Source organism: Ornithinibacillus contaminans (assembly GCF_001038425.2).
GTDB classification, from domain to species: Bacteria; Bacillota; Bacilli; order Bacillales; family Amphibacillaceae; genus Ornithinibacillus; species Ornithinibacillus contaminans.
In genome coordinates this window covers 26,624-39,409 of the sequence record NZ_LDPV02000050.1, presented here as the reverse complement: position 1 = coordinate 39,409, position 12,786 = coordinate 26,624, and the positions used below count along the sequence as shown (strand labels likewise).

General features: G+C 41.3%; 10 protein-coding genes, 1 pseudogene and 1 riboswitch. Of the genes and pseudogenes, 8 read left to right on the top strand and 3 right to left on the bottom strand.

From position 1 onward, the window contains the following. Positions 1-15 precede the first annotated feature (15 nt). The 5 genes and pseudogenes from pdhA (at position 16) to JF53_RS13385 (ending at position 5,183) form a co-directional block, all read left to right on the top strand. Complete coding sequence (gene pdhA, locus JF53_RS13405) at positions 16-1,071, top strand: pyruvate dehydrogenase (acetyl-transferring) E1 component subunit alpha (protein WP_047982101.1); 1,056 nt, start codon at positions 16-18, stop codon at positions 1,069-1,071. 1 nt (position 1,072) lies between these two features. Then, a complete protein-coding gene (locus JF53_RS13400; RefSeq protein ID WP_047982100.1) occupies positions 1,073-2,092 on the top strand; it encodes an alpha-ketoacid dehydrogenase subunit beta in 1,020 nt (339 codons plus the stop codon). Between the two features lie 189 nt (positions 2,093-2,281). After that, positions 2,282-3,234 (top strand): annotated as a pseudogene (locus JF53_RS13395) (ABC transporter substrate-binding protein). Positions 3,235-3,406: 172 nt separating this feature from the next. Then, complete coding sequence (locus tag JF53_RS13390) at positions 3,407-4,387, top strand: ABC transporter permease (protein WP_053071977.1); 981 nt, start codon at positions 3,407-3,409, stop codon at positions 4,385-4,387. Position 4,388: 1 nt separating this feature from the next. Beyond that, the gene (locus JF53_RS13385) at positions 4,389-5,183 is read left to right on the top strand and encodes an ABC transporter ATP-binding protein (RefSeq protein WP_047982099.1); all 795 of its coding nucleotides are present in this window, start codon (positions 4,389-4,391) and stop codon (positions 5,181-5,183) included. A 285-nt stretch (positions 5,184-5,468) separates the two neighbouring features. Here the strand turns inward: JF53_RS13385 and JF53_RS13375 are convergent, their stop codons facing one another. Further along, on the bottom strand, positions 5,469-6,191 hold the full coding sequence (locus JF53_RS13375; protein ID WP_269083306.1) for an NAD-dependent deacylase: 723 nt from the start codon (positions 6,189-6,191) through the stop codon (positions 5,469-5,471). Between the two features lie 155 nt (positions 6,192-6,346). Continuing rightward, positions 6,347-6,531: riboswitch (cobalamin riboswitch) on the top strand. A gap of 131 nt (positions 6,532-6,662) precedes the next feature. Here JF53_RS13375 and JF53_RS13370 point away from each other — a divergent pair. Genes JF53_RS13370 through JF53_RS13360 form a run of 3 tightly spaced genes read left to right on the top strand, consistent with a single transcriptional unit; the run spans position 6,663 to position 10,346 of the window. Next, positions 6,663-8,891 (top strand): ribonucleoside-diphosphate reductase subunit alpha, encoded by a 2,229-nt coding sequence (locus tag JF53_RS13370; protein WP_047982097.1) that lies wholly within the window; start codon positions 6,663-6,665, stop codon positions 8,889-8,891. Next, positions 8,888-9,322, top strand: coding sequence for a flavodoxin (locus tag JF53_RS13365; RefSeq protein WP_236686955.1), 435 nt, complete (start codon positions 8,888-8,890; stop codon positions 9,320-9,322). The genes JF53_RS13370 and JF53_RS13365 overlap by 4 nt, the downstream gene beginning before the upstream one ends. After that, on the top strand, positions 9,303-10,346 hold the full coding sequence (locus tag JF53_RS13360; RefSeq protein WP_047982095.1) for a ribonucleotide-diphosphate reductase subunit beta: 1,044 nt from the start codon (positions 9,303-9,305) through the stop codon (positions 10,344-10,346). The genes JF53_RS13365 and JF53_RS13360 overlap by 20 nt, the downstream gene beginning before the upstream one ends. Before the next feature lie 56 nt (positions 10,347-10,402). Here JF53_RS13360 and JF53_RS13355 read toward each other — a convergent pair whose 3' ends face one another. Together JF53_RS13355 and JF53_RS13350 are read right to left on the bottom strand one after the other, a co-directional pair. After that, positions 10,403-11,278 (bottom strand): TerC family protein, encoded by an 876-nt coding sequence (locus tag JF53_RS13355; protein ID WP_236686954.1) that lies wholly within the window; start codon positions 11,276-11,278, stop codon positions 10,403-10,405. A 556-nt stretch (positions 11,279-11,834) separates the two neighbouring features. Beyond that, on the bottom strand, positions 11,835-12,674 hold the full coding sequence (locus tag JF53_RS13350; protein WP_053071976.1) for an N-acetylmuramoyl-L-alanine amidase: 840 nt from the start codon (positions 12,672-12,674) through the stop codon (positions 11,835-11,837). Between the last annotated feature and the right edge of the window lie 112 nt (positions 12,675-12,786).

The following is a 12,786-nucleotide window of genomic DNA, read 5'->3' as shown; positions in this document are numbered from 1 at the left end:
GAAGGAGGGCTATTGATGGAAGAATCCTACCCAATCAAACAGGTGATGGATGAAGCGGGCAACCTAGTGGATGCGGAAAAGAAACCATTGATTAAGCAGGAGTTAGTACAGCAAGGATACTATCATATGTATCGGATTCGTGCCTTTGACAAAAAGGCAAAAAGCTTACAGCGACAAGGAAGAATTGGAACGTATCCACCATTTGAAGGGCAAGAGGCAGCCCAAGTGGGAAGTGCTCTTGCATTAGGTCCTGACGATTGGCTATTTCCTACCTACCGGGATCACGGTGCAATGCTAACCTTTGGAGCGGATATGACGCGGACATTTTTATATTGGAATGGTCGCGTGGAAGGCTGTGTTCCACCTGCAAACAAGCACATTTTTCCCGCTGCCGTTCCAATTGCGACCCAAATCCCACATGCAGTAGGGGCATCGTGGGCTGAAAAACGGAAAGGAACGACCAATATAGCGATTGCTTATTTTGGAGACGGAGCGACATCAGAAGGAGATTTTCATGAAGGGTTAAACTTTGCGAGTGTCTTTCAAACGCCGACTATCTTTTTTAACCAGAATAATGGTTATGCCATTTCAGTCCCGTTTTCCCGGCAAACGAATTCGAAAACAGTTGCCCAAAAAGGGAATGCCTATGATATGCCAAGTGTGCGGGTAGATGGAAATGACTTTTTCGCGGTATATATGGAGGTGGAAGCGGCTGTCCAGCGAGCTCGCGTGGGTGGTGGACCGACATTGATTGAAGCGGTGACCTGGCGTAAGGGCGCCCATACCACCGCAGATGATCCGTCGAAATACCGACCGGAAGAGCAGGGGCAAGATGTTGTTGATCCGATTCATCGTCTGGAGCTTTTTATGAAAAACCATGGATTTTGGGATGAAAAACAGATGGAGAACCAGCATACAGTGATAGCGGAAGAGATAGAGGCTGCTGTTTTGGCGATGGAATCATATCCGAAAGCAAATGCAACGGACATGTTTGACTACGTTTTTGCCAATCCGCCAAAACAGTTACTGAATCAAAAAAATGCCTATCTTCAATTGTTAGGGGGCGAGTAGGATGGCAACCGAAGTAAAACAATCGGTGGAGCAAACGCAACAGACGCAACATCTAACCATGATACAAGCAATTAATGACGGGTTGAAGACCGTGCTAGAGCAAGATGAAACGACCCTGATTTTAGGAGAAGATGTGGGAAAAAATGGTGGCGTATTTCGGGCAACCGATGGACTGCAGGAACAATTTGGAATAGATCGCGTAATAGATACCCCGCTATCTGAATCGGGAATTATCGGAACTGCGGTGGGTCTTGCTGTTAATGGGTTAAAACCGATAGCTGAAATTCAATTTATGGGCTTTATTTATCCGGCGTTTGATCAAATAATGACCCATGTATCGCGAATTCGAATGCGAACAATGGGACACTATGCCGTTCCAATGGTGATTCGGGCACCATATGGAGCAGGTGTCCGGGCACCAGAAATTCACTCCGACAGTGCAGAAGCCATCTTCACCCATATGCCAGGTATCAAAGTAGTTTGCCCGGCCAGTCCGTACGATGCTAAAGGCTTACTCATCGCCGCTGTAGAAGATCCAGACCCGGTAATTTACATGGAACCAATGGGATTGTACCGCTCAGTTCGAGAAGAAGTGCCAATAGAAGCGTATTCAGTAGCAATCGGGAAAGGAAGAATTCGTACAGAAGGAAAGGACATTACCTTAATTACATGGGGCGCGATGGTGCCGTTAGTCGAAAAAGTAGCAAAACAAATGGAAACGAACGGGATTAGCTGTGAAGTGCTTGATTTAAGAACACTATATCCCATTGATGTGGACTTAATCGCGGAATCGGTTCGTAAGACAGGCAGGGCAGTTATTGTTCACGAGGCGCCACGAACAGGCGGATTAGGCAATGACATCATATCCATCATCAATGATACAGCCTTTTTATATATGAAAGCACCAATCGAACGTGTAACAGGATTTGACGTGCCAGTGCCTTTTTATAGCTTGGAACAGCATTATTTGCCAACACCGAAGCGTATTGAACAAGCGATTGAAAAAGTAATGGACTATTAGTATTAGGAAAAAATAGCTACTTTTCAACCGATACGGTGATAGTGCATAAGAGTAAACGCTTACAAAAAGTATGAATTATCTAAAAATACGCTTGACTCAATATTTCAATATGTTATAATTTCTAAAATCTTTATGAAAATTAAGGGGGAATACGTTGTGAAAAAAGGGCTTCCATTAGTAATTGTAGCCATGATTAGTCTGATTGTTTTAGCAGCATGTGGATCAAGTGGGGATAGTGCTACGTATAAAATCGGCGCATCGCAAATCGTTGAACATCCATCATTAGACCGGGCATATGAAGGGTTTCAAGCTGCATTAGATGATGCAGGGCTTGAGGTGGAATATGATTACCAAAGTGCTCAAGGGGATCAAAATAATCTAATGCCGATTTCCGATGGGTTTGTAGCAGATAATGTAGACTTGATTTTTGCGAATTCAACACCAGCTGCAGCATCAGCACTAGAGGCAACAAAGGATGCAACCGATATACCGATTCTATTTACTTCGGTTACAGACGCAGTAGCATCTGAATTAGTGGAGGCACTGGATAAACCAGGCGAGAATATTACTGGTGTTATGGATTTACATCCAGATGCGATAAAAGAAACGGTAACCTTTATTGACACGTATTTCCCAGACGCAACCGTTGGATTAATTTACAATGCTGGTGAGACCAACTCAGTAGCGCAAATTGAAGCAGTGCAGGCAGCAGGTGAAGGTACTACCTTAAGCTTTGCAGAGGTACGGTAGCTAACTCTTCTGAAGTACAACAAGCTGCCACGACATTAGTAAGTGAAGTGGACATATTCTATATTGTGACCGATAATACAGTCGTTTCAGCACTTGATAGTGTGGTCGGGGTTGCTAATGACCAAGACATTCCATTAGTAGTTGGGGAACCAGATTCATTAGCGAAAGGCGGTTTTGTCACTTTTGGTATTGATTACTACACCATCGGCTACCGAACAGGAGAAATGGCAGTAGAAATTTTAACTGGTGAGAAAACAACCAAGGATATCCCGGTTGAATACCCACCAGAAATCCAGTTGTTTATTAATAAAGAAGCGGCAGAAGAGCAAGGTGTTGAATGGAATACAGAATGGGATGACACCGCACAATTTGTTGAGACTGCTGAAGAATAACTAAATGAAATAAGTTGGTAAACGAGGTTGGGGCAATAGTAATAGGAGGAAGTGAAATCCGAATAAGTACACCAACGTTCGGAAATTTACTTTGCAAAACACTATTGTACCAGCCTCTATTCTATCTAAGGTTGATTCCACATATAACTTGTGGAAAAGGAGGTAACGTTTCGTGCTATTATCATTATTTAGTGCTGTTGAATCAGGGGTTATTTATGCCATTATGGCTTTAGGAGTTTATTTGACCTTCCGAATATTAGATTTTCCGGATTTAACAGTGGATGGGAGCTTCGTGACTGGAGCAGGCGTCGCGGCAGTAGCCATCACCCATGGCATAAACCCTATTACGGCTACATTACTGGCGATAGTGGCCGGGTTTTTGGCGGGATGTTTAACAGGATTATTACATACAAAAGGAAAAATAAATGCATTATTATCAGGAATTTTAATGATGATTGCATTATACTCTATCAATTTAAGAATCTTAAACCAGCCGACCGTATCGGTACGCAATCATGATACTGTTTTTTCGCAGTTACGGGAAGTTTGGCCAACGGCGATTGATGATTTCTTTGCGGGCATTTTTTTGGCGATGGGATCAGAACGAGCACCTGCGACATGGGTCATCGTCTTTTTCATGCTTGTTGTAACACTCGTGATTAAGTTCTTAACCGACTATTTCTTGAAAACGGAAGTGGGCTTAGCTTTACGTGCTACTGGTGACAATAAAAAAATGATTCGTAGTTTGTCTGCAAATACGGATAGCTTTATTGTGTTAGGTGTAGGGTTATCTAACGCGTTGGTCGCCCTAAGTGGTGCATTAATTGCCCAGATTAATGGATTCGCAGATGTGCAAATGGGAATCGGGATGATTGTTATCGGCCTTGCATCGGTCATTATTGGGGAAGCGATTTTTGGCAAACGGACGATTGCGATTGCTACCATTGCTGTCATCGGTGGTGCTATTGTGTACCGAATTGTTGTCACATTAGCGCTTCGTGTTGATTTCCTAGAGACCGGAGATATGCGACTTATTACCGCCTGTATCGTTATCGTTGCACTTGTAGCACCAAAGCTACTCCAAGCGCGCAAGGAAAAGAAACGCCGAGCAGGGAAACGTGCAGCATTGCGTCAATTAAGGGAGGAAGCCTAATATGTTAAAACTGAATGATATCTCGTTAACATTTAATGAAGGTACTCCTGACGAAAAGCAAGCAATACAACGAATTAATTTAGAACTGAAGCCAGGTGAATTTGTAACAGTTATTGGAAGCAATGGGGCAGGAAAATCCACACTCATGAATGTGATTTCTGGTAGTCTGATGCCGGATGTAGGCGAGGTGTTAATTGCTGAGAAGGATGTTACCACGTTGCCTGAATTTAGGCGATCGGCTTATATAGGACGGGTTTTCCAAGACCCAATGGCAGGAACCGCCCCAACCATGACAATAGAAGAAAACCTGGCGATGGCGTATTCGCGAACGAAAAAACGAAGCCTTAGACTAGGGGTAACCAAACAGCGAAGAAGCAGCTTTAAAGAAGATTTGGCTACATTAAATTTAGGTTTAGAGGATCGCTTAAATGCGAAGGTAGGCCTATTATCGGGTGGAGAGCGACAAGCCTTATCATTATTAATGGCGACCTTTACCAATCCAAATATTTTACTACTGGATGAGCATACGGCAGCCTTAGATCCATCACGAGCAGCTCTCATCACCGAACTAACCCAAAAAGTCGTTGCCGATCACGGGCTAACAACCTTAATGGTTACCCATAACATGCAACAAGCACTCGATCTTGGAACACGGCTAATCATGATGGATAAAGGACAAATTATCTTGGATATCGAAGGGGACAAAAAGCAAAACTTAACCATTGAAGATTTACTGAAGGAATTCCAACGAATCCGCGGAGAACAGTTTGAAAACGATCGTGCAGTATTGGGGTAGTTATTGACTACTAGAGGAGGCCAACTTATGTTGGCCTTTTTTTGATGGGTGGAAAAAGTTGCGGGAAACGTGATGTGCAAGGGCATCGACGGAAGTGCTTATCCCTTGGTATCAGTAGGAAATGGGGTATCAGCAGATATTATGAATCATCAGCAGGAAAATGAGGATTATCAGCAGGAAATAGGAATCATCAGCAGATATCCTAAAACATCAGCATCAACCAGCAACATCGCCCGAACTACCAAAACATCGCTCGAAAGCCAAAAACATCGCCCACCTCCCTACCTACAACCGCTCATTCACCTGCATTAAAAACTCCTTAATACTCCAATTGCGAATAATATAATCGGCATACCGATCCATTGGTGTTTCTTCACGGTTAACAATTACTAGCTTTGCACCATGCTCCTTAGCGATTAGTGGAAACATATTTGCAGGTGACACAGTAAGGGATGAGCCAAGGACGATGAACAAATCAGCATTTATTGTTTTAATTTCTGCCGCATTAAACGTATCCCCTGGTAGCATTTCCCCAAATAGAACAATGCCAGGACGAACTCGACCACCACAATATGAGCATAGATGCAGTCCATTTAAATATTCCTCGCGCCCGTGTTCCCGTCTGCATTGCTGACAAAAGAACTTCCGAAAGGTTCCATGAAGCTCCATCACCTGTTGGTTGCCGGCATCATGGTGAAAACCGTCCACATTTTGGGTGATGATTCCTTTAATAATGCCTTGTTTCTCCCAGTTTCCTAATATGAAATGTCCTTCATGCGGCTGGTAGGCATCAATTTCACGCAAGCGATATTGATAAAAGTTTGTAAATTCCTCAAAATTATGTTCAAGCGCATTCACGTTGGCTAACTCATCGGGATTAAATTTTGTCCAAAGACCACGATCCTTCGAGCGAAAATCTGGCAGCCCACTTTCAGTTGACATTCCAGCACCAGTGAATACCATTGTATATGTTGATTGTTGCAATAAAGTACTTATTTCTTGTAACAAGTTGACACCTCCGCATCATTAGTTTTATTGTACATAAATGGGTATTTAAATTCTAATTTTTAAATAGAAAAACATTTTCCATTGCAAAGTCTAGTAGACTATGATAGTATATTAAATACAATATATTGTGCGTTTATTTAAATATAAATACTATATATAGTACCATTAGTAATGGTGACATGCCAATGTCTTAAAAAGGGAATCCAGTAAAAGCTGGAGCTGTCCCCGCAACTGTAAGTGCTGACGAACGAGAATTCCACTGTATCCAGCTTATGATATGGGAAGGACTTTAGTAGAGAGAAGTACAAGCCAGGAGACCTGCCATTACTTCCTGTTTCATTTTCTTCGGGTTGAAAGATATGAAGCGATGGGGTTATACATATTTGGATAATTTCTATCGTTTTCATAAACCGTTCATCCCTTTGGTGAGCGGTTTTTTCGTTTAGGCAATGATAATTAGGAGGAATTTATATGATCACAACAGATAACACAACTCAGCTTGAACACGTATTTCAATTTGCTTGTCAGGGGTTAAACATCAATTCCGACGCACTACAAAAATATATAGAAAATGTCGAGAAAAACAATGTACCCATGGAAAAAATGATCGATAATCTAACCATGCGTGCCTTAGAAAATATAGATGAGGCAAATCCGGACTGGAGCTTTGTCGCAAGTCGACTGCTTCTTCAAAAGCTATACATGACAGCAGCGGTGAATCGAAATTCTCCTGCCTCGCAACCATACGGGGATTTTTATGAATTGATAACGTATTTAACCAATGAAGGAATTTATACGACTAGTTTGCTTGAAAAATACAGCAAGGCAGAAATTGACCTGCTTGCTAAAATGATTGATGCCGAGAACGATTTATTATTTACGTATCTGGGATTATATACACTCGCAAATCGCTATTTGGCGACCGATCATCAAAAAAATACATATGAATTGCCACAGGAGCGCTGGATGATTATTGCCATGCATCTTATGCAGGACGAAAAATCCGATCACAGGCTACATCTGGTTCAAGAAGCATACTGGGCACTTAGTAACTTATATATGACTGTTGCAACGCCAACGTTGGCTAATGCTGGGAAAACACATGGCCAGCTTTCCAGTTGCTTCATTGATACAGTGGATGATAGCCTCCAATCGATTTACGATAGCAACACCGATATTGCCAAGCTTTCCAAAAATGGTGGTGGCATTGGGGTTTATATGGGGAAAGTTCGTTCGAGAGGAAGTGCAATCAAAGGATTTAAAGGGATGTCTAGTGGGGTTGTGCCTTGGATTAAGCAGCTTAACAATACCGCTGTAAGTGTTGACCAGCTAGGTACGAGAAAAGGGGCAATCGCTGTATATCTGGATGTTTGGCATCAGGACATTGAAGCGTTTTTAGATTTAAAATTGAATAACGGAGACGACCGCATGCGTGCCCATGATATTTTTACAGGCGTCTGCTTGCCAGATTTATTTATGGAACAGGTCGAATCGCGTGGGGACTGGTATTTATTTGACCCACATGAGGTTCGCCAAGTGATGGGCTATTCGTTAGAGGATTACTATGATGAGGAAAAAGGAAATGGAACCTGGCGTAAGAAGTATCTGGAATGTGTGCGAACAGAAGCGTTAACGAAAAAGAAAGTACCAGCAATTGATATTATCAAGCGAATCATGAAGTCACAGCTTGAATCGGGTACACCATTTATGTTCTACCGTGATGAGGTCAACCGGCAAAATAGCAATAACCATACGGGTATTATTTATTGTTCTAATTTATGTACCGAGATAACCCAAAACCAAACGCCGACAGAGTTCTTGGAGGAGTTTACCGATGAAAATGGCTTTGTCATGAAGAAATATAAGCCAGGAGACTATGTTGTTTGTAATCTTAGTTCAATAAACTTAGGAAAAGCAGTACCAGATGAAGTATTAGAGCGCTTGATCAAGATTCAAGTCAGAATGCTCGATAATGTCATTGATATTAATACATTGCCAATCATTCAAACTCAATTAACGAATCAAAAATACCGTGCTATTGGACTAGGTACCTTTGGCTGGCATCATTTGCTAGCGAAGAAGAATATTCAGTGGGAATCTGAAGAGGCTGTCCAATTCGCTGATGAATTGTATGAGAAAATAGCGTATTTAACGATTGAAAGCAGTATGGAATTAAGTAAGGAAAAAGGTAGCTATCCAGAATTTGCAGGAAGCAAATGGAGTACAGGAAGCTATTTTGAAGAAAAAGGCTACACGACGGATGCATGGGAGAATTTAAAACAAGACATCAAACAAAATGGTATTCGTAATGGCTATCTAATGGCTGTTGCACCGAATTCCACAACCGCCATGATTGCAGGCTCAACAGCTAGTATTGATCCGATTTTCAAACCATTTTATCATGAGGAGAAAAAGGACTTTAAAATCCCAACGACAGCACCAGACCTAGACCATCGCACCTATGATGTCTATCGTCGTTCCGCTTATATTGTGGATCAACGTTGGTCTGTCCGGCAAAATGCTGCACGTCAAAAACACATCGATCAAAGCATTTCGTTTAATCTATATGTGCCAAATACGATTCGTGCATCGATTTTACTTGATCTTCATTTACAAGCATGGAAGGAAGGGTTGAAAACAACCTATTATGTACGCTCTACTTCTAATGATGTCGAAGAATGTGAGTGGTGTTCCAGTTGAAAACAGCAATCGCATACCTATCCTATAGTGGTAACACTGCAGAGACAGCAGAGATAATCGAAACGAAGCTCCGTTCAACTGGTGCCATGGTTGATATGCACCGGATTGGCATTGATCGGCCACTTAATCCTGCACGATATGATCGACTATTTATTGGTACCTTCACGTGGGAGCGTGGTAGTACACCAGATGAAGTAAAGGATTTTGTGCGAGAGATTGGCTACAAGCCGGATAATATAGCAGTGTTTGGAACAGGTGACACACAATTTGGTGGCGATGATTTATTTTGTTTAGCGGCCGATAAGCTGGTAACCTTTTACGCCAGCAAATGGGAGGCGCTAAAGATTGAACAGTCACCAAGAGGCGCACAAGAGAACAAGATTGATAACTGGTTAAAAGGAGTTTTGCAGCATGAACCAATCTTTGCTTAAAAAAGCAAAAACAATGGAACCTCGTTTTCCTAATAAATCAACGAGGGTGTTTGGTGGCGAGTCGAGTGGAATCTTAAATTGGAACGATATTAAATATCCACATTGGTATAAAATGTATAAGCGGTTAGTCGGCAATTACTGGCAGGCGGATGAGATTAATATGTCCTCGGATGTGAAACAATTTCCGATGTTGACAGCGTCGGAGCAAGATGCCTATTTAAAAATCATTGGCTTATTATCGACACTTGATGCACCACAAACAAGGACGGCTCTACTCGTATCGCTTTACGCGACCGATCCTTCTGTACAATCGATAATGGCAGTTATTTCTCAACAGGAAGCCGTTCATAATGAAAGTTATTCCTATGTGCTTTCATCTGTTGTTTCATCAAAGGAACAAGAGGAAGCATTTCAACTAGGGAGAATCGATCCGATTTTATTAAAGCGAAATGAACGACTCATAGCTGGCTACAATCAATTTGTAGAAAAGCCGACAATCGAAAATATTTTAAAAACACTTGTTTATTCCACTTTATTAGAAGGGCTATTCTTCTATTCGGGCTTTGCTTTTTTCTATAATTTAGCACGTGATCACAAAATGGTGGGAACCTCTACTATGATTAGCTATATCAATCGTGATGAGCTTGAGCATGGCCGGTTTATTGCTGAGCTATTCCGGGCAACCCTGGCCGAAAATCCAGAACAACATACGGAAGAATTTATCGAGTGGGTGTATCAGGAAATGCGCATTTCGGTTGATTTGGAGATGGAATGGTCTAGCTACGTACTAAAAGAAGTGGAAGGAATCGACCTAGAGGAGATGCGAGGGTATATTAAGTACCGCGCAAACAAGCTGCTAAGGCTACTTGGATTAAGTGATCTATATCCTGGACATGATGAAAATCCGATGAAATGGATTCGAGCCTATGTGGATAACTTTGACGGGACAAAAACAGACTTCTTCGAGCAAAAATCAAGACAATACACGAAAACCAGTGATTTAAATGGATTTGACGATTTGTAATAAAAGTATACAAAAACAGGAGGCAGCAAAACGCTACCTCCTATTTTTGTACGGTATTAATTTGAAGAAGAGCCTTTCTCCGATGCGTCTTCAGTTACTTCCTGTGAGACTTGTTCAGATGCTTCTACTGGTACTTCCTGTGAAGCTTCTTTAGCTATTTCCTCGGTTACTTCCTCATTCTGAATGTTCTTACCTGAAGCAAACCAACCAATTACTGCGATAGCGAGTAATACGCCCCAGAATGTGATCGTCCAACCAGTGCTATGTGGGAAGTGAGTATCTAGTATTCCAACCTTTTCATGGCTTAACGTGATAACAGCAAGCTTTACCCCAACCCATGCTACGATTAGATAGGCGACTGTTTCAAGCGCAGGTCGCTTATCTAATAACTGAACAAACCAAGTAGCTGCGAATTTAATTAAGATTAATCCAGCAATACCAGCTAAGACTACAATCAAGAATTGTCCAGTGTCCATGCCGCCGAAGTGACCTAAATTAGTTTCTGGTAAGACGATAGCTAACGCAACGGCTGCCAAGATAGAGTCGATTGCAAAGGCAAGGTCAGCAAGTCCGATTTTGGCAACAGTTGGCCAGAAGCCTTTCCCTGCTGCTTCTTCCTCCAATTCATCCTTATCCCCTTTAGATGAACCGAAATGATCCTGAATAACGTGTTTTAACCCTAAATAAATTAAATAAGCGGCACCGATTGCTTGCACCTGCCATACATTTGCAATAAAGGAAATTGCAAATAAAGCTGCGAAGCGGAACAGGAATGCACCAAATATTCCATAATTAATTGCTCGCTTTTTCTGATCCTCTGGCAAATGTTTTGCGATAACTGCTAAAACAAGTGCGTTGTCAGCAGACAAGATCCCTTCTAACCCTATTAGTATGAGTAATGTCCATGCATATTCTAGCCAAATTGAATCCAAGTTGTTTTCTCCCTTCTGAAATAAAAAATAGAGGCTTTCACCATATACCATGGTAAAGGCCTCTAAAAAATAATAGACCTTTACCACAGTGGCAAAGGTCTTGCTAACAACACCGTAAGTTGCCAGAATAGCCGAGAGCATTCAAGATACTCTGAATTGACGACTATACTGTTAAAGCTACTCCCCTTTGAAATTCTATTTTTATTTAATCATTAAATTTAATTTATGTCAATATTTCCGTTACATGGGGTGAGTACCCTTACCTGTATATAGTTTCGTTTTAATGAAGGGATTTATTCCTTTGAGACGTTAAAATTTTTAATGTAAATTATGGATTGAAGTGCGGGTCGTGGCAGGAACCCGTTGCATCAGCAGATATCTAGGAACATCAGCAGAAATCTGAGAGCATCAGCAGATATCCAAAAACATCAGCAAATATATCAAAGCATCAGCAGATATCCGGAAATATCAGCAAATATATCAAAACATCAGCAGATATCCAAAAGCATCAGCAAATATATCAAAACATCAGCAGCTCCCAAAGTCACCAACCCATTTACTCCCAAAAATATTCAATCAATCCAATCGTAATAGAACGTGCGACTTCATCCTGAAAATTGGTAGACTGCAGTGTGCTTAGTTCTTTTGTATTGGTAATAAATCCGAGCTCAATCAAAATTGCAGGAGGCTGATTATCTCGTAGCACACGATAATCATGTTGGATAACGCCTCTGTTTTTTAATGGCAATTCATTTGCTAAAGTTGCTTGGATTTTATGGGCAAGCCCTCGACCATCTCGATAGTAATACGTGTTAATACCACCAACATAGCCCACAGAAAATGCATTGAAATGAATGCTGATAAACACATCTGTATCATGACTATTACTTATCTTTACTCGATCATTAAGCGAAACGAAATAGTCATCTGTTCTAGTCAAAATGACTTTTGCACCAGCTTCTCGTAATTTTTCTGCGATTTTTTTCGCGGTAACTAATATAAGATCCTTTTCCAATACCCCGTTATGCCCAATTGCTCCAGGATCTTTTCCGCCATGACCTGGATCAATCACGATTGTGTACCCTGATAATAATCCGTTTGGAAAAAATACTTCTGTTTCATCTACGGGAGAAAGATATTTAGCCGCAACCCAGCCTTCCATTCCGTTGAAGTATGTTTGCGCCCAACCGGACGTATGTTGGAAAATCGTTAACTTTTCTCCTTGTGTTAATGTTCCGATGATCGTACCAGAACTGGAAGGGGATTGTCGTATAGTTAAAAGGTCTGTATTAACGACATAGATTTCAGAGGGTTTTTCATTTGCATGGGTATGAGTTGTTACGGAAAAACAAAGTAGAAGAGTAATTACTATCAACAAACGATAAAAACTAGTCATATGAAACTCCTTATAAAAATGATATATCCCATTGTTAAGATTGTCCTTAAATGGCTCATTTTAAACGAAATTTATAGTTACCATTTTTTGCAGGAAAATGAAAATATGTGTC